Below are 18069 nucleotides of genomic sequence, written 5' to 3'. Positions count from 1 at the left end.
TAAGAAAACGTATGAATTTACTAGGAAAACAACAAATATGGAAAGACTATCAGAAAGAAATTGCTGACGACAAGTATTTTTATGCACGCAGTTGTATTCGTCAGACTTTCTTTCCCGGGTCGGAATGGGCTTATCTGGATATTCTCCGGAATAAATTACAGAAAGAGGTAGTAGATGATCCGCGCCATACCACTTGTACGGGCATCGGATATCATTCGGATGTCGTTCCCATAGAGACCATTATGACGGTAGTAGCCCGGCATTTTGCCCTGATGACGGAAGCTGGCTATGAAAATATGACACCCTCCTGTATTACTTCCTTCGGTATCTATACAGAAATTCTGGATACTTGGGAACACTATCCCGAAATAGAGGAAAAAATCAGGGATTTTCTGTGGCAAGCTACGAAAAGGGAATTTAAAAAACCCAAAAACTTAGCCCACACTTCGGATATTATCTATAAATTCCGGCAGAATATAGCAGATTTAGCGGTCTATTCTCTGAAAGATGTTCATAGCGGCAGACCCCTAAGAGGAGTAGATCATATCGGATGTCATTACGCAAAAATGTTTCCGTCGAAAGGAATCGGAGGAGCTGAATTTCCGGCCGTTCTCTCCGGCCTGATTGAAGCCTGGGGAGGAGAACCGGTGGACTACCCGGAGCGACGGCATTGCTGCGGATTTGGCTTCCGGAATTATCTGGTAATGGCAAACCGGGGCTTTTCTGTTGCCAATTCGAAGAAAAAATTCGAATCCATGCAAGCCTATGCTCCGGATTTTATCTTAACCAATTGTCCGGGATGTGGAATGTTTCTGGACAAATGGCAATATACCATCAGTGAAATGGAGGGGATCACTTATGGCCCCGATGGTTATGGAATACCGGTACTCACTTACGAAGAACTGACAGCCCTCCTATTGGGATATGACCCTTGGGAGATCGGGTTACAAATGCATCAGGTCGCCGTGGAACCTCTACTCGATAAAATGGGAATCCGGTACGATCCCGATGCAAAATACCGGAATATACGGGGTGAATCGTTGGGAGAACCGGCCTGTCCCACTTATTTAAAAGTAAAATAGAAAAATATCGGAGAAGCCAGACAAAGCAAGCGGATCGGAAAACGGCAAAGCCGGTACATTCAATCCTCTCCCCGTCAGGAGGTCGAGCAAAAGAACGATATAAATCGAAAATCAAGAAACTATAAACCTGTAATATACACATGAAGGTAATTATTATCGGCGGAGGCCCGGCAGGCTGCGAAGCAGCTTACAGGCTTGCAAACGAAGGCATTCAGGTAGATCTGATCGAAAAGGAAAGTACTACAGGCGGTCATTTAAACAATTGGTACCAGCTTTTTCCCGATAGGAAAAGCGCACAGGAAATAGGTCAGTTATTACGGGCTAACCTGGAACATCCGAATATCCGCCTTCATTTGAATACAGAAGCCCGGAATTTGCAAAAAACAGCAGCAGGACGCTTTTCTGTCCTCCTGAGCGATCAAGGACTGCTAGAAGGAGATGCCCTTTTGCTGACAACAGGTTTTAAGCTCTTTGAAGCCCAGCGGAAAGAAGAGTACGGCTATGGGATATACAATCACGTCATCACTTCGGTAGAACTTGAAAATTTATTTTCAAATCATTTGCTTCAACTACCGGAGGGAAAAAATCCGAAACGCATCGGATTTATTCATTGCGTAGGATCCAGGGATGAAAAAATAGGCAACTGTCATTGTTCCAAATTGTGTTGTATTACAGCTGTAAAACAGGCGATAGAAGTCCGGGAAATGCTTCCCGAAGCTGAAATTTTCTGTTTTTATATGGACATGCGTATGTTCGGGCCCGGTTATGAAGAAATGTACCGCGAAGCTCAGGAAAAATACAATATCAAATTTGTCAGGGGAAGGCTTTCAGAAGCCTCCGAAACCCTAGACAAGCAACTTGTCATAAAGGTAGAAGATACGCTGATCGGAAAGCCGCTTAAAATGACTCTCGATCTGATGGTATTGATGATAGGCATGGAAGCCTCTGAAGGAAGCCGCGAGGCGGTCCGCCAATTATCGCTGAACCAATCCCCCAACGGATTTATTCAATCGGCAGATCCTCACTACGGCACAAACCGAAGTAATCAAAAAGGAATCTTTCTGGCCGGATGCAGTACGGCTCCGATGAACCTGACCGATACCCTTACAGATGCCCGCTCTGCCGCTTGTGAAATAGCTGCTTATTTAAAACAAATTTCCTCTTCTAAATAATCAAATCGAATGACAACACTTTGGGGTTACTCAATATCGGAAACCAGAAGTATCGATTACGATAAAAATGATAAAACTTTTGCCCTTTACCTGGCAGAAAAAGTACCCAGCAGCAAGCTCTGCATCGGCTGCGGAAGCTGTACCGCCACTTGTACAGCCGGGAATCTTACGGAATTTAATATCCGTAAGCTCCAGATGCTGGTAAAAAGAGGAGAAAATCAGGAAGCCTTGAACAATTTATCGAAATGTATGCTTTGCGGCAAATGTCTGCTGGTATGTCCCCGCGGTGTAGATACCCGGAAAATGATACTGACGCTGATACAATACCTGAGAAAATAAATGGAGAATTTATATCAATAGAAAACATTTTATGTACTACGATCATTTTGTACTACCTTTTACTATCGGCCTGAATGTATTGATTATCTTTTTGATTGTCAAATACATCAGATGGATCAGAACCTTTTCCCGTCAGGAAAAGAAGCTGATTTTAAAAGGCATGTTCAGTGTCAAAACCCTGAAAGCGATAAAAGAAACTTTTCTGGAAAGCCTGGTACATCATAAAATATTCCGGACAAATCCTTTTCTGGGCTATATGCATATGTGTTTTGCTTTAGGTTGGTTTCTGCTGATCGTAATGGGGAAAACAGAATCCATGGTCTATCATACAAGTGCTCTGAATCCTCCTTATTTCGCTATTTTTTTCCGCTATTTTCATCCGGCAAATGAAACTTTTCCTTACAGCAATGTCTTTGCTTTTATCATGGACCTGATTTTGTTATTTATCTTGTCCGGACTTTTTCTGGCGCTAGCCAAACGAATTTCTTCCCGTATTGTAGGCTTGAAAAAAGCGACCCGCCATAGGCCTTTGGATTTACTGATTCTGACTGTACTATGGCTTATTTTCCCCTTACGGTTTTTAGCCGAAAGTTTTACGAGCGGACTCCGGGGAGGAGGAAGCTTTCTCACACATACGGCCGGCGATGCCTTCTCTACATTTTTACCGCTGGACGCCTTAGCTTATCCCGCCTGGTGGGCTTATTCCTCTGCCTTGGGGTTGTTTTTTCTATTATTACCTTTCTCCCGGTATATGCATATACCCACAGAAATAGTCTATATTTTCCTCAAAAATTGGGGGATCCGCCAAGGAAAAACATTTAACGCCTTTAGCGAAATCCAGGTTTATTCCTGCTCCCGCTGCGGAATCTGCATCGACCGTTGCCAATTGAATACCTCCCTCGGATTGAACGACACACAAGCCGTATACTTTCTGAAAAAAATACGTCACGGAAGAGATTATTCCGTACAACAGGAAAATTGTCTGATGTGCGGACGCTGTGAAGCCAGTTGTCCGGTAGACCTGCGTCACAACGCTTTGCGTTTAAGTAAACGTCCGGACCTGATCCGAATCACCAAAGACACTTATAATTACGTCAAACAACTCCCTTTCACCCCGGCTAAAGTAGCTTATTTTGCCGGTTGTATGGGACATCTTACTCCCGGCGTTATCCGGGCCATGCGCCTTCTTTTTCAAAAAGCAGGTGTCTCTTATACCTTTATAGACGAAAATGGCGGAGTGTGTTGCGGACGTCCCATGCTTCTCTCCGGAAATCAAAATGCAGCCTCCGTTATCGTAGAAAAGAACAAAGCTATCCTGCAAGCCTCAAAAGCAGAAATTCTGGTCACCTCCTGTCCGATATGCTACAAAACATTTAAAGAAGAATACGGATTACAAATGCAGGTCATGCATCATACGGAATATATCGACTATCTGATACAACAGCACTACTTAATCCCCCGCCCCTCCGAATGGCGTACGGTTTTTCACAATCCCTGCGAATTAGGTCGCGGAAGCAAAGTATACGCAGCCCCCAACCGTATCCTGCAAGCGGTAAGTCAAAAAATAAATACGCCCTATGATGATGAAAATTCTCTTTGTTGTGGAGGATCTCTGGCCAATACTTATATTTCCGGAGCACAACGCCACCGCATCAGTACGGATGCTCTCCGGATCTATACGTCCTATCAACCCGACGTACTCGTGACGGCTTGTCCGCTTTGTAAAAAGACGTTCGCTAAAAAACCCGATGCAATACCGGTTAAAGATATTGCCGAAATTGTGGCTGAAACCTGCTAAATAAACACACTTATGATAAAGCAAAACATCCTGGAGACCATAGGGAATACCCCCATGGTTCGAATAAACAGATTATGTACTAAAAAAGACGTCAACATCTATGCAAAGCTGGAAGGTTTTAACCCTACCGGAAGCATCAAAGACCGGATTGCCGTCCAGATGATTGAACAGGCGGAACAGGAAGGGAAGCTAAGTCCGGGCAAAACCATTATCGAACCGACTTCCGGAAACACTGGAATCGGTCTGGCCATTATCGGCATCGTAAAGGGATACGAGGTAGAGATTGTAATGAGTGAAGCTGTTTCCGTGGAACGCCGCAAGATTATCCGTTCTTACGGAGGTAGAGTCATCCTCACCCCCGCTTCGGAAGGTACAGACGGAGCCATTCGAAAAGCACGCCAGCTGGTGAAAGCAAATCCCGGTAAATATTTTATGCCGGATCAATTTTCAAATGCCGGAAATTATCAGGCTCACTATGAAAATACAGCTCTTGAAATCTGGCAACAAACCAAAGGCTGTATCGATTATTTCGTCAGCGCACTGGGAACTTCCGGCACGATCATGGGCATATCCAAATTCTTAAAACAGTGTAAACCGGACATCAAAATTGTATGTGCCCACCCGATCAAAGGACATTATATACAAGGATTAAAAAACATGGAAGAAGCTATCGTACCAGCCATTTACGATCCTTCCCGTATAGACATCCAAATTATGGTCGAAAGTGAAGAAGCTATCGCCATGGCCCGGCGGATCATCGCCGAAGAAGGAATTTTCGCAGGGATGAGCAGCGGAGCAGCCATGGTAGCAGCCCTGAAAACTGCCGAACGCATTGAAAAAGGGAATATCATTGTGATCTTTCCGGACCGGGCCGAGAAATACCTGAGCACGGTTATGTTTGAAAATCTAAGTGATTTCTGATAAAAATTCTTTGACAATAACAATACCCCCTCCGAAACTCCCTTGCCCGGAAATGGTATAGCTTAGCTGTTCGGGTGCGGAAAAGGTTTACCATACACATAAAAACGCCCCTTTTTCCGCAATCCATGCCTTTTCATAACTCCCGCGACTTATCATCGCTGCCGTATTGAAAAAGAAATTATCGAAGCCCCTTACGAACTGCCAGTCACTGCCGGACAAATAAACGAATAAACCGTCTGGAAAGAAAAATCAATCTTCAATCTCTTCCTTTACACCCGCGATCTGCTCTACATTCATATCGCTTTCATTCGCATTTCCGGCTACATCATAATGCTGAAGAGGATTCGTCGCCAATTCTTCATTTTGCAAGCGGTTGTTGTATACATCTATCGCCAGATAAAGGGCATTCCGCAAAGCAGATTCATCCGCTTCTCCCTTCCCTACAATATCGTAGGCCGTACCGGTAACGGTAGAGGTATAAACCACAGGCAAGCCCGTCATTAATACGGCACCTTCGTATCCCTCTATGGCTTTAAAAGGAATCATTCCCTGGTCATGGTATAAAGCCAGTATCGCATCAAATTTTTCAAATTCCATACCACTGAACAAATTATCAGCAGCATAGGGGCCTAAAGCCATAATTCCGTTTTCCCGGGCTCTTTCCAAAGCCGGAAGAATTATATTTTGTTCTTCTTCTCCAAAAGTACAATTTTCCCCGGTATGCGGATTCAAGCCTAATACTGCAATTCTGGGTTTGCGGATGGTAAAATCTTTTTTCAGGCAATTGTCCAGCATTTTCAGCTTCTTTCCGATATGTTCAGCAGTAATATGAGGAGTTATCTCTTTAAAAGGGATATGGGTGGTCACAAAACCGATTTTCATTTTTGCCCCCACCAGCAAAGGCATAGTATCTTTTACCCCATAGCGGGCAGCCAAAAAAGCCGGACAGCCCGACGCATTTTCCAATCCAAACGACTTCACGCTTTGAGGAGCTGCCACCACTGCATCTATTGCATGCTGGTCCAGCGCATCCAAAGCCTCTTTCAGGGCAATCATAGCCACTTCGTCCCCTTCCTGAGTTTCCTTGCCCAACTCTACTTTTACAGCATCGTCTACACAATTGATCACATTACAACGCTTCGCGTTGGCCTCCTGGGGGGTTTGTATACTATTCAGATTAAAATTTTCAATATTCAGTGTCTTTCGGTGATAAGCAGCTACTTTAGAAGATCCATACAGTATAGGTGTACAAATTTCACAAATCCGGTTTTCTGCCGTCATCTTTATAATCAACTCATAACTAATACCGTTCACATCGCCGTGAGAGATTCCTATTTTTAATCTGTTTTCCATGTTCCCAATACTTTTTAAAGCTTACAAAGATAAACTAATTTTAATTTCTCTTTTAGCATTCCACACGATTTCTTTTAAAATAGCGTTGAATTCTATTTCTTATAACGCAAAAAAGAGGCTCCCGCCTCTTTTTTACTTCTGTTATTTTCTTTATCGCAAAAGAAATCAATTATTTTTATTGCTTTCTTTCCGCTCTGGTTTCGGCAGTAACGCTTTACGGGATAAACGCAATTTTCCGGTTTTCTTGTCTATTTCCAGCAATTTCACCTGAATTTTATCCCCTTCTTTCAAAACATCTTCTACCTTCTCAATACGTTTATAATCAATTTCCGAAACATGGAGTAAACCATCTTTTCCCGGCAATATCTCCACAAAAGCGCCAAAAGGCATAATCGATTTCACAGTCCCTTCATATACCTCGCCTTCCTCCGGTCTGGCAACAATAGCCCTGATCCGGTTTAAAGCAATCTGAATGGATTCGGCATTAGAAGCGGATATATCGATAATCCCCTTATTATCCACCTCTTCGATATTGACAGTAGCCCCTGATTTCTCCTGAATATCCTGAATAATTTTTCCACCAGGTCCAATGACAGCTCCAATCTGATCTTTATCGATAATAATAGTCTGAATACGGGGAGCATGCGGCTTCAATTCCGGACGAGGTTCCGGTAAGGTTTCCCGGACAATATTCATAATGTGTAGACGTCCCCGTTTCGCTTGTTCCAAAGCTTTTTCCAAAATCTCATAAGGCAGTCCGTCCACTTTTATATCCATCTGAGTAGCCGTAATTCCATCCACCGTTCCGGTTACTTTAAAGTCCATATCTCCCAGGTGATCTTCATCTCCCAGAATATCTGACAGCACCGCATATTTCTCACATCCCTTATCTGTAATCAGTCCCATAGCAATCCCCGTAACCGGCTTTTTCATCGGTACACCGGCATCCATCAAAGCCAGCGTTCCTGCGCATACAGTCGCCATAGAGGAAGATCCGTTGGATTCCAATATATCGGATACCACCCGCACTGTATACGGAAAATCTTCCGGTATCATGCGTTTCAAAGCCCGGTGAGCCAAATTTCCGTGTCCGATTTCCCGCCGTCCTACTCCGCGGCTGGCTTTTGCTTCACCTGTAGAAAAAGGAGGGAAGTTATAATGTAACAAAAACCGTTCTTTCCCTTTTTCTGTGGCTTCGTCAATAATCTTCTCGTCCAATTTAGTTCCCAAGGTAACCGTAGACAAAGACTGCGTCTCACCACGGGTGAAAACAGCAGAACCGTGAGGTCCAGGCAGATAGCCCACTTCACACCAAATCGGCCGGATCTGCTCAGTCGTCCTGCCGTCCAAGCGAACACCTTCATCCAATATCATCCGGCGCATGGCTTCTTTTTCCACATCGTGATAATAACGGGCCACCATCATCTTTTTAGCTTCTCTCTCTTCTTCAGGTAAAGTTTCCATATATTCCTCACCTACCTGTTTCAGCAATTCTCCCCTCAGGTGTTTATTGGCATTGCATTGACGGGCCACATCGTAAGCCTTCTGATAACATTTATCCCATACATCTTTCCGCAATTCCTCGTCATTCACTTCATGACAATAGGTACGTTTCGTTTTGCCAACAGCTTCTGCCAATTCCTTTTGCACCAGACATTGCTCTTTAATGGCTACATGAGCAAACTTGATGGCATCCAACATCTCTTTTTCAGACACCTCACTCATTTCCCCTTCTACCATCATAATATTTTCGTAGGTAGCCCCTACCATAATATCCAAATCCGCCTCTTTCAACTGAGAACAAGTCGGATTGATCACATATTCCCCCTGAATACGGGCCACCCTTACTTCTGAAATCGGTCCATGAAAAGGGATATCACTCACGGCAATAGCAGCAGAAGCAGCCAATCCGGCCAGTGAATCCGGCATTGATTCTTCATCCGCCGAATACAAAGTCACTTGTACAAAAGTCTCTGCATGATAATCGTCCGGGAATAAAGGTCTCAACGCCCGGTCAATTAAACGGGATACCAATATTTCGTAATCCGAAGCTTTTCCTTCCCTACGGGTAAATCCTCCGGGGAAACGTCCTATAGCGGAAAACTTCTCTTTATAATCCACCGATAACGGCATAAAATCCACATCCGGACCCGCTTCCTGAGCAGATACCACAGTCGCTAATATCATGGTATTGCCCATCTTCAACATCACAGCACCGTCGGCTTGCTTAGCCAACTTTCCTGTTTCCAAGGTAATTACTCTTCCGTCCTGAAGCGTAATACTTTTTTCAATAACATTCATAATTTAACAGTTAAAATAATTCATTTTAACGGAACTCTTTTATTAGATATGCAATCTCACCCAAATAAAACTGTTCAGATGAATTAAAATTGCAAGGGAGGCTTGGAGGGAGGTATAAATAAAAACAAGCCCGGGGAAGAACCCGGGTTTGTCCGAAACGTATGCTTATTTACGCAAATTCAACGCTTTAACGATAGAACGATATCTTTCAATATCTTTTCTTTTCAGATAATCCAACAATGCTCTACGTTTTCCTACTAACTTGATCAAGGCACGCTGTGTCCCAAAATCCTTGTGATTACTCTTCAGATGTTCAGTTAAATGACTGATACGGTAGGAAAATAAAGCTATCTGAGATTCGGCAGAACCAGTATCTTTATTAGACTTCCCGTATGAAGAAAAAAGCTCTTCTTTCTTTTCCGCTGTTAAATACATAATTTCTAAACCTTTAAATAATTAATATCGTTAAACGGCGCAAAGATACACTTTATTTTTATCTGGCACAATTTTTCTTCCGGAAAACAAAGGATTATTTTGTATAATTTCTCTTGTATCCTGTGTTCATTCCCTTCTTTTATCCGATGGATATTTTCTGATTTTCTTGTTTTTACCCTTAAAAAATTCCTAATTTATCGTTTTTCATCTCTTTCTGTTTTTCTTTTTTCTTTTCTATTTCTATTTTTGTGACATCTCTCACCACTCTCGCAGAAAACAACAACAATAATAAAGGAAAACAAATGAAAAGGGTTATTTTAATGTTATTTTTTCTTTTACCCCTGTTTTTATTCGGACAAAGGGCAAAAATAGAATTCGAGACGACAATGCACAATTTCGGAAATATCAGTGAAAGCGGCGGAATGGTCTCCTATGATTTTGTTTTTAAAAATACAGGAAATAGTCCGCTGATTCTGACAGAAGTAAGGCCCAGTTGCGGTTGCGCCACTCCCCAGTGGAGCCGGAAACCGATTCTCCCCAACGAAACAGGTAGTATTAAGGTGAGCTTCAATCCTAAAAACCGTCCTAATTCTTTCCTGAAATCCATTACGGTAAAATCGAATGCGGAAAATGCGATTGTATCTTTAACAATCAAAGGAAAAGTGTTCAGCGGCGCCGCAGATCCCTATGCAGACTATACTCATTCCATAGGCTCCCTTAAAACCCGTTCCCATTACCTAAATTTAGGCAGTATTTACAATACGGCAACTGTCGAAAAAACCATGGATATTGTGAATACAGGAACCCGTCCTGTCAAAGTCAGTATCCAGCCGGCCGGAAATTATATCCTAGCCTCCGTAACTCCAGAAACCCTGAAAAGCGGTGAAAAAGGAGAAATCCATATTACTTATTATGCAGCTCAAAGAAAGGACTGGGGATTTGTAAACGATCAAATGGAATTACAAACCGATACCGGAGACAAAGGTTCTCTCGGTGTGGTGGCCAATATTTGTGAAGATTTTTCTGAATATAAAAATAATCATTACCAAAATGCTCCTCAAGCTGTATTTTCAGAAACAGATATAAATCTGGGCATACTGAAAAAAAACACAACCAAAAAACAGGAAATCTATATTCAAAATGCAGGAAAATCCGAACTGATTATCCGGAAAATAAAAACTTCCGACGATCAAATGCTCACGGTGGTCCCCGCAAAAACGATTATTAAACCGGGAAAGAAAATCAAAGTAACCCTAACGCTGAATACAGACGATATAGCAGGAAGAAAAGTAAAAATCGTATCTTTCACCTTAAATGACCCGAAAAATACAATTGTCACCTGTAAATTAACCGGAAATGTGCAGTAATATAAAAATTGTCATTCTTTTGTCCAGCCTTTTACTTGGACATCTGGGTTTTGCCCAGAAAGGAACGCTCAGTTTTGAAAATAAAGATATACTCCTGAATGATTTAAAAGCTGACGATACGCCTACGACTGTCAGCTATCGTTTTACAAATACGGGAAAAGAGCCTGCCATTATTTCACGGGTAACGTCCGTTACTTCTCAGATCAAGGCGGAATGGGAAAAGAGTCCGATTGCACCCGGCCAGTCTTCCATCCTGAAAATTTCTTTTCCTTCCACCTCTTTTCCCCTCCAGTTTTCCTATCCGATCCAGGTGTTTTCTAATACCACAAACCCCTTGGAAAAGCTCTCCATAAAAGGTAATATCGTAGATAATCCTGACAAACCGTTTCTGCTATACCGATATAGTATGAACGGATTACACTTTCGCTCTTCCCATATCGATTTTCAAAAAGTATACAGCGGAACCCTCAGGCAGGATACCGTCTATTTTTATAATGCACTGGATAGTGAAGCCCAATTATCTGTCCTTTACGCCCCTTCTTACCTAGACATCCAAATCCCGGAACAGATCGGACCCAAGGAAAAAGGCAGATTAATCCTGACTTTCGACGCTATTGCCAATAAAGAATACGGTTATGTATATGACAACGTCATTTTCCTGATCAACGATGAAAATTCCTACAGAAACCGCCTCTCCGTAAGCGCCAATATCGCTGAAGATTTTTCAAAACTCAGTCCGGAAGAATTAGCAAATGCCCCTGTAGCCCATTTCCGAGAAACAACACTCTCTTTTGGGAAGATCAAACCCAAAGAAAAAGGGAAATGCGATTTCATTTTGGAAAATCGGGGGAAATCGGAATTGATCATCCGGAAAACCAAATCCAGTTGCGGTTGTACAGCCGTTATTCCCGGAAAAAATACAATTGCTCCCGGAAAATCCATGTCGATCCGGGCTATTTTTGACCCTACCGGAAAAAGAGGCTACCAATACAAGACGATCACAGTCCTTACCAACGACCCGAAAAATCCCGAAATCACCCTTACGATAAGCGGTAATGTCGAGAAATAATATTATTACAAAAGTTAAAGCATCACTTCTATAGAAATTAAAATATCAATTACTTTCTTAACTCTTTATTGTCATATTTATAACTATTATAATTTAGTAAAAATTTCATAATAAATATTATTTAACGAATAATAAATTATTTTTAACATTCAAATTATATTCATTAATATATATTTATCATATTAATTAAATTAATAGTGCAATGTTAAATAAAAGTGATCAAAATCAAGGAAGTGCAGGTATAAGATTAGCACAAGAATTAATGGTTGATATTATGGGAGCATTAATTCCTGGTGTTCTATTTCTATTTTCTATCGTAATAAGTGGAGTATTTCCTATACTTACATTTTATGGCCTTCCTTTTAACCTTAATCAAACAAGTACTAAAACAACTGGTCTTGAATTCATGCAAGGATGGTTTTGGCTAGTTATTTTTCTTACTTTTCTTATACTAGCCTATACGATAGGGCTTATTTTTTATCGATCAGATATCAAAATTCCTGATAAAAAAGGTCTTCTTAAACAAAGAAAAGAATTTATAAATAATTTTTGCAAGGAATTAAAAAATGAAAATTTTGAAAATTCAAATAAAAAATTATTCAAATACGTTTTAAATAAATTAATACAAGAGATAAAATATTTATCTGAATTCCCAGAAGATTTATGTGAAAATAAATCAAAAACTCTAGAACGTTTTTTTGGCATGAATACTAAGGATTTTGAAAATTTGATAGAAGAGTTAAAAGCAATTAGTGATTCCTCCTCTCCTTTCCTCTCAAGCGAGCTAAAATGGAAAAATAAAATTTTAAAAATTTTATTTCCTCATTCTGAACAAGATATTGAATGTTCTGAAAATACTATTATAAAAGAATATACTACAATTATTGAAAAAAAATTAAAGAACTTTATTAAAAAAAATGAGAAACCAACAAAAAATGAGAAACCAACAAAAAATGAAGAACAGAAACTAATAAAAGATAAAGAACAGAAACTAATAAAAGATGTTATTATATTATATTGTATTTTAGATATGCAATGTGAATGTGCTTGTGCTACAGCTAACAGATGTAATTTTCCTTACATAAACTATTACAAATATTTATTAAAAAGAAATGAAATAGATTTACTGTCTGAAGTTTCTTGGTATTTGCCTAATGCTCGTAGTAAAAATAAAATAAATCGATATAAAATATTCATTCAAACTCATCAGCCTAAAACTTACTTTATTATTACTAAAAATGAATCGCACATTCGAATGGCAGCCTCTTCTTGGTATGTAGCCAATACACTACTTCCCTATACAATTATACTAACTATATTATTTTTAACACTTCTAATTGTAAATCTTATATTTAATAAATATAATTTATCTATTTTTTCAGAGTATAGTATATATAATTCAGAAAATGCATCCTCTTTAATAGCCTTTCTATTTCCTCTTTTTATTTTCTTTTTATTAATAATAATGAAAAAAAAGATTGTAACTTTTATCCATTATCAAAGATTAAGAGAAATATATCATACTTTAATTATTTATAAAGAATGCCCGAAAAATAATAATAAATGATAAAAATATTTTATGCAAAATACTAAAATTTTAATTTACAATTTCTAGTAAAAATCAAAAACTCGTCTTTAATACTATGGAGGAGTCTATTGACTCAGAATATTCCAATTATTCTTTAAACATTCACTCTACAATCATCCTTTTGATCACTTTCAGATTGTGGGTGTAGCGTTTTAATTCTTCATTGAAAATTCCCTGGTGATCCACCCGGTCTACTCTTACCCGTCCGGAAGCATGTATAATCCGGTTTTGCTCCCATAAAATACCGACATGGGTGACATCCGTCTCATCTCCAAAAAAAGCCAGATCTCCGGGTAAGGCTTCTTCTATAAAAGAAAAATTCTGCCCGCAATTGACTTGTTCCGTAACCGTACGGGGCAATTTCATCTCGGCCATCCGGTAAGCCATCTGGACCAGTCCGGAGCAATCTATCCCATAAGGAGAACGACCTCCCCATAAATAAGGAGCATTATAATATTTTAAAGCATATTCTATAATCAACTCCCGCAAACTATCCATTCCGACATTACGGGGTTTCGTTACCAAAGTATAGGAGTCTTCCCCTATTGAAAAATGCTGTTTTTCCGCCTCAAAAAAAGGCAGTACACTACCCGCCACAATCAACTTATTTCCATAATCCCCCTCCTTCGTCACGATATTGAAAACTTCCGTTGTCAGCATCGGCTGTTCCTCGGTATACCGAGCGGCATACTCGTCAGTCACAGGCAAATACATATTTCGACTGATCCATCCTTCCGTGTCGTCTACCTGCAACCTGACCAAGAGCCATTTGTCCGTAATTTCCAGTATTTCAAATAATTCCCCGAATAAGATTTGTGAAATCATTTCACTTCTCTCCGATTGTTCTTTCCGTACCGGAACTATACTTAAATCTGCAATACCAAATGCCATACCGACGATTGATTAAAAAGAATAAACAGAACAAAATTAATAAAAATTCAGATTCCCGAAAGTTATTGGGGAATATAAGGATTTACCCGTTGCGTCCATTTTAACCGTCGGTAAACTGAATTGATATAAGGAAATTCTGTCTGAGGAATATAAATTGTAAGTCCAGAATAAGCCTCGATAGCTGAGTAGGAATAAGTTCCTGCAGAATAATAACCCGGGGTATGCGCTTTATAAATGACACAATCATTCACCATTTTGGTAAATTCGTCAAAACGTTCCGGATGAAGAGCCTTGATATAATCTCCCAAATCAAAATACAATTTGTTCTTTCCGTACCCAAAACGTTGAATTTGTTCTAAATCAACCTGCTGCTCCCCATTTATATTCTCTAATAAAGTCCGGGATAAAGCTACCCAAGGTTCCAAAGCAGACATCTTAAATACGCTCACGGTTGCCGAACGCATGCTTCCGCTCTGCCGATTAAAATAATCATAAAAATCCCGGGCAACAGCCACTACATCCGGTTGTTCTAACATCAAATGAGCCATCATATTGCGATATACAAAGCCCGGCACCAAAACCTCTGCAGGCGAACTGATCAGATAATCCGTTTTGTCTTTCAGTTCATAAACGACTTCTGCCCCCGCCATAAAGCAAGCATCCAAGACAATAAAATCCATTTTTACCGGAATCGCTTCTGCAAAATCCCATAATTCCATATCCTTCTCCCCATCGTTGATGATTGTCCGGGGACTGGCCAACGTACCGGAAGGCAACCAACCGGATGCGTGAGATAATACGATCAGCCCATAAGAAGCAGCAGGATAATTTCCGATAATTTCCTCCAGGACCTGACGGAATACTTTCGGACTGGCAGAATTCTGCTCCGGATATTGTTTTAACCGCTTGGCTACCGCTCGCCCTTCTTCCCATACAACCTCCGTCAGATAAGGTAAACCATCACCGGATCCCGTCAGCGGCTTCTGAGGATCAGCATATATAAGCAAACGTCCTTGAAAATTTTTGTCCCATCCTTGGGTCAAACTCTCAATTTTCTCTCTATCCTCTCCAGTAAAATTGTTGTCAACTCCTAAATAAACAATAATCGTCCTGTCTGTATAAACAGGGTTCTCCGAAGCAGGATCATGACATCCGAATAAGCTGCATATCCCTATAATAGCAATAAAAAAAATAATCCGCATAGTCTCTTTCTAAATTAGAATTCGAGTATACGGATTATTTTTTAAAAGTAAAAGCTTTTTCAAATTTTTTCAACAGCTACCCGGTCATTCGTCAATTTAGACAGAGCACTTCCCCCAAAACGATATGCTTTCTGATAAAAATTCTTTACCGCCCGGAAGAGGGCCGATACAAAAGCGTCTTTCCGGTTTCCGATAAGGAAGCAGGCACTGCGGCATCCGAAATAGCCCGACGGTAGTTCGGTTTCCGGCTCAGCACAAAATGAATGGTAGCCCCTTCCCGAATATCGTCATAGGTAAGATACGATTTATCATACTTTTTCCCATTCAGATACATTTCCCGGATATAGACATTCTCAGGCGACCAGTTCTGCGTCGTAACCTTCACATGTTTTCCGTTACTCATCCGCATATCGACACTTTCAAGAGCAGGAGAACCAATATTATAAATATTACTGGAAGGCGCTGTAGGATAAAATCCCATGGCATTGAAAATATACCAGGCAGACATTTGTCCGCAATCGTCATTTCCACTCAAAGCATCCGGAGTGTTTCCATAAAAAGTATCCATAATATAACGAATCTTTTCCTGGCACTTCCACGGTTGTTTCAAATAATTGTATAAATAAATCACTTGATGACAAGGCTCGTTTCCATGCCAATACGCCCCCACCCGTCCCTGAATATCATGCGCCCCGGGAATATCATCCGGCAACTCCATTACAAACATACTGTCCAAACGTTCCCGGAATAATTTTTCTCCGGCCTCGTTGATATATCCCTGTACATCGTGAGGTACATACCAGGTATATTGCAGGGTAAATCCTTCTGTAATATCTCCCCAACCATTTACCGAACCGGGCCCCTGATAAGCAATAGGCGCAAAAGGAGTACGCCAATTTCCCTTGCTGTCTCTTCCCCGCATATATTTTGTCTCCGGATCGATCAGATTTTGATAGGCGAGAGAACGATTCAGAAAATATTCGTAATCCCTCTGTTTGCCTAATTTTTTCGCGGCCTGAGCAATACAATAATCATCGTATGCATATTCCAGGGTCTTGGAAACCGATTCTTTCTCTCGGTCAAAAGGAACCCAGCCCAACGAAATATATTCCGGCAAACAATCGTAATGCGGATTCAAAGCAGTGATTTTCATCGCTTCATAAGCCCGTTCGTAATCAAAGCCTTTCACATCTTTTACAATCGCATCTGCAATCACCGAAACGGCATGATAACCAATCATACACCAAGTTTCGTTTCCATAAAACGACCAAACCGGCAGCATTTTTTCTACACTCTTGTCGTAATGAGCCAACATCGAGCGGATGACATCGGCATTTACATCCCGTTGTATTAAATTGAAAAGAGGATGCAATGCCCGGTAGGTATCCCACAAAGAAAATACGGTGTAATTGGTAAAACCCTCCGCCTGACCGATATTTTTATCCAGTTCCCGGAATTTCCCGTCGGCATCCTGAAAAACAAAAGGATGTAAAGCCGCATGATAAACCGAAGTATAGAAAGTTTCCAACTGTTTCTGCGACCCTTTGACGACAAATTTACTCAGTTCTGCATTCCATTTTTCTTCACCGGCTTTTTTTAAGGTCTCAAATGTATGTCCATCTAATTCCCGTATATTGAGCTTAGCCCCCTCTGTACTGACGGCAGAGATAGCAGTCTTTACATACACTTTTTCACCCGTTTCCGTTTTAAATTTCATCCATACTTTTAAATTTTTACCCCAAGCCTCCAAATGACTCCGGAAGCGTTTGGTGTTATACACAACAGGCGTGGTATCCTGCATAATCCCATAGTTTTCAAAAGGACGGGAAAATACAGCCGTAAAATAAATATGCCGCTCGGGGCCCCAACCCTTTACCAGCTTATAACCGGTAAGAGTCGAATCGTTTTCAAAGCGTACATTGCTCCACTCACAGCTCTGCCAAAGGGTATGGTTCAAATCAATCAGAATAAAAGCTTTTTCCGATTCCGGATAGGTAAAACAGAACATTCCGCTTCTCACTCCGGAAGTCATCTCGGCCCTTACACCATAATCTAACAAATCGACTCCGTAATAGTTAGGAGTAGTCCACTCGCGCTCGTGAACATAACGGGAACGATAACCAGCCTCCGGGTGTTCGTGAGTCCCGGGAGTAAATTTAATCTCCCCCGTTCCCGGCATAAAAAGAAAATCCCCCAAATCCGGAATACCTGTACCACTCAGATGAGTCAGACTAAATCCCAATAAAGTCTTATGATCGTATTTATACCCGGCAGCCGCATCATAATAATCAAAATCCGTATCCGGGCTGATCTGGATTCCTCCAAAAGGGATCTGTGCCCCCGGATAAACATTCCCAAAACCGGAAGTTCCCACCAAAGGTTTCACATATTGGATAAGCGGCTGTAAAGCTGTTTCGTTCACCGCCAAAGCCTCCTGAACCATAAACAATAGCAACAACAGGCTCCCTATACCATAATATATTTTTTTCATTTTATTTCTGTAATTATCAATATGAAACTGTCCAAAGCATTTGATCGTTCTGTTGAAGAA

Annotated in this window: 14 protein-coding genes; 8 read left to right on the top strand and 6 right to left on the bottom strand. The window is 40.8% G+C overall.

Annotated features, from left to right (window positions below; translation table 11 throughout):
• Nucleotides 1–11: 11 nt before the first annotated feature.
• The 5 genes from HMPREF9449_RS01265 (at nt 12) to HMPREF9449_RS01245 (ending at nt 5312) form a co-directional block, all read left to right on the top strand.
• Nucleotides 12–1082 (top strand): heterodisulfide reductase-related iron-sulfur binding cluster, encoded by a 1071-nt coding sequence (locus HMPREF9449_RS01265; protein ID WP_009135410.1) that lies wholly within the window; start codon nt 12–14, stop codon nt 1080–1082.
• Nucleotides 1083–1222: 140 nt separating this feature from the next.
• Nucleotides 1223–2254 carry an FAD-dependent oxidoreductase gene (locus HMPREF9449_RS01260; RefSeq protein ID WP_009135409.1) on the top strand — a complete coding sequence of 344 codons (1032 nt, stop codon included), beginning with the start codon at nt 1223–1225 and terminating at the stop codon, nt 2252–2254.
• Nucleotides 2255–2263: 9 nt separating this feature from the next.
• On the top strand, nt 2264–2593 hold the full coding sequence (locus HMPREF9449_RS01255) for a 4Fe-4S dicluster domain-containing protein (RefSeq protein ID WP_009135408.1): 330 nt from the start codon (nt 2264–2266) through the stop codon (nt 2591–2593).
• Between the two features lie 31 nt (nt 2594–2624).
• Nucleotides 2625–4391 (top strand): (Fe-S)-binding protein, encoded by a 1767-nt coding sequence (locus HMPREF9449_RS01250; protein ID WP_009135407.1) that lies wholly within the window; start codon nt 2625–2627, stop codon nt 4389–4391.
• A gap of 12 nt (nt 4392–4403) precedes the next feature.
• Nucleotides 4404–5312: a PLP-dependent cysteine synthase family protein gene (locus HMPREF9449_RS01245; RefSeq protein ID WP_009135406.1), complete on the top strand. Its 909-nt coding sequence runs from the start codon at nt 4404–4406 to the stop codon at nt 5310–5312.
• Nucleotides 5313–5561: 249 nt separating this feature from the next.
• Here HMPREF9449_RS01245 and HMPREF9449_RS01240 read toward each other — a convergent pair whose 3' ends face one another.
• From HMPREF9449_RS01240 to rpsO, 3 genes are all read right to left on the bottom strand, one after another.
• Nucleotides 5562–6665, bottom strand: coding sequence for a PdxA family dehydrogenase (locus tag HMPREF9449_RS01240; RefSeq protein ID WP_009135405.1), 1104 nt, complete (start codon nt 6663–6665; stop codon nt 5562–5564).
• A gap of 165 nt (nt 6666–6830) precedes the next feature.
• Nucleotides 6831–8969 (bottom strand): polyribonucleotide nucleotidyltransferase, encoded by a 2139-nt coding sequence (pnp, locus tag HMPREF9449_RS01235; RefSeq protein ID WP_040611149.1) that lies wholly within the window; start codon nt 8967–8969, stop codon nt 6831–6833.
• Nucleotides 8970–9131: 162 nt separating this feature from the next.
• Complete coding sequence (rpsO, locus tag HMPREF9449_RS01230; protein ID WP_009135403.1) at nt 9132–9401, bottom strand: 30S ribosomal protein S15; 270 nt, start codon at nt 9399–9401, stop codon at nt 9132–9134.
• Nucleotides 9402–9703: 302 nt separating this feature from the next.
• Between rpsO and HMPREF9449_RS01220 the strand changes: the two genes are divergently transcribed.
• The 3 genes from HMPREF9449_RS01220 (at nt 9704) to HMPREF9449_RS01210 (ending at nt 13404) form a co-directional block, all read left to right on the top strand.
• Nucleotides 9704–10768, top strand: coding sequence for a DUF1573 domain-containing protein (locus tag HMPREF9449_RS01220; protein WP_009135402.1), 1065 nt, complete (start codon nt 9704–9706; stop codon nt 10766–10768).
• Nucleotides 10758–11837 carry a DUF1573 domain-containing protein gene (locus HMPREF9449_RS01215; RefSeq protein ID WP_009135401.1) on the top strand — a complete coding sequence of 360 codons (1080 nt, stop codon included), beginning with the start codon at nt 10758–10760 and terminating at the stop codon, nt 11835–11837. The genes HMPREF9449_RS01220 and HMPREF9449_RS01215 overlap by 11 nt, the downstream gene beginning before the upstream one ends.
• A 202-nt stretch (nt 11838–12039) precedes the next feature.
• The gene (locus HMPREF9449_RS01210) at nt 12040–13404 is read left to right on the top strand and encodes a hypothetical protein (RefSeq protein WP_009135400.1); all 1365 of its coding nucleotides are present in this window, start codon (nt 12040–12042) and stop codon (nt 13402–13404) included.
• Between the two features lie 123 nt (nt 13405–13527).
• Here HMPREF9449_RS01210 and HMPREF9449_RS01205 read toward each other — a convergent pair whose 3' ends face one another.
• The 3 genes from HMPREF9449_RS01205 to HMPREF9449_RS01195 all read right to left on the bottom strand — a co-directional run bounded on the left by HMPREF9449_RS01205 (nt 13528) and on the right by HMPREF9449_RS01195 (nt 18009).
• Nucleotides 13528–14316 carry a C40 family peptidase gene (locus tag HMPREF9449_RS01205; RefSeq protein WP_009135399.1) on the bottom strand — a complete coding sequence of 263 codons (789 nt, stop codon included), beginning with the start codon at nt 14314–14316 and terminating at the stop codon, nt 13528–13530.
• Between the two features lie 62 nt (nt 14317–14378).
• Nucleotides 14379–15518, bottom strand: coding sequence for a clostripain-related cysteine peptidase (locus HMPREF9449_RS01200; protein ID WP_009135398.1), 1140 nt, complete (start codon nt 15516–15518; stop codon nt 14379–14381).
• Nucleotides 15519–15663: 145 nt separating this feature from the next.
• Nucleotides 15664–18009 carry a GH92 family glycosyl hydrolase gene (locus HMPREF9449_RS01195; protein ID WP_009135397.1) on the bottom strand — a complete coding sequence of 782 codons (2346 nt, stop codon included), beginning with the start codon at nt 18007–18009 and terminating at the stop codon, nt 15664–15666.
• Between the last annotated feature and the right edge of the window lie 60 nt (nt 18010–18069).

Origin of the sequence: Odoribacter laneus YIT 12061, assembly GCF_000243215.1 — a bacterium.
Classification (GTDB): domain Bacteria; phylum Bacteroidota; class Bacteroidia; order Bacteroidales; family Marinifilaceae; genus Culturomica; species Culturomica lanea.
Note: the sequence above shows the minus strand (reverse complement) of the source record. Positions and strands in the feature narration are given on the sequence as shown.

Coding starts and splice junctions, on each gene's coding strand:
- HMPREF9449_RS01250 (WP_009135407.1), top strand. CDS start 2,625: ATGTACTACGATCATTTTGTACTACCTTTTACTATCGGCCTGAATGTA.
- HMPREF9449_RS01255 (WP_009135408.1), top strand. CDS start 2,264: ATGACAACACTTTGGGGTTACTCAATATCGGAAACCAGAAGTATCGAT.
- HMPREF9449_RS01245 (WP_009135406.1), top strand. CDS start 4,404: ATGATAAAGCAAAACATCCTGGAGACCATAGGGAATACCCCCATGGTT.
- HMPREF9449_RS01260 (WP_009135409.1), top strand. CDS start 1,223: ATGAAGGTAATTATTATCGGCGGAGGCCCGGCAGGCTGCGAAGCAGCT.
- HMPREF9449_RS01200 (WP_009135398.1), bottom strand. CDS start 15,518: ATGCGGATTATTTTTTTTATTGCTATTATAGGGATATGCAGCTTATTC.
- HMPREF9449_RS01265 (WP_009135410.1), top strand. CDS start 12: ATGAATTTACTAGGAAAACAACAAATATGGAAAGACTATCAGAAAGAA.
- HMPREF9449_RS01240 (WP_009135405.1), bottom strand. CDS start 6,665: ATGGAAAACAGATTAAAAATAGGAATCTCTCACGGCGATGTGAACGGT.
- HMPREF9449_RS01215 (WP_009135401.1), top strand. CDS start 10,758: ATGTGCAGTAATATAAAAATTGTCATTCTTTTGTCCAGCCTTTTACTT.
- HMPREF9449_RS01220 (WP_009135402.1), top strand. CDS start 9,704: ATGAAAAGGGTTATTTTAATGTTATTTTTTCTTTTACCCCTGTTTTTA.
- HMPREF9449_RS01210 (WP_009135400.1), top strand. CDS start 12,040: ATGTTAAATAAAAGTGATCAAAATCAAGGAAGTGCAGGTATAAGATTA.
- HMPREF9449_RS01195 (WP_009135397.1), bottom strand. CDS start 18,009: ATGAAAAAAATATATTATGGTATAGGGAGCCTGTTGTTGCTATTGTTT.
- rpsO (WP_009135403.1), bottom strand. CDS start 9,401: ATGTATTTAACAGCGGAAAAGAAAGAAGAGCTTTTTTCTTCATACGGG.
- HMPREF9449_RS01205 (WP_009135399.1), bottom strand. CDS start 14,316: ATGGCATTTGGTATTGCAGATTTAAGTATAGTTCCGGTACGGAAAGAA.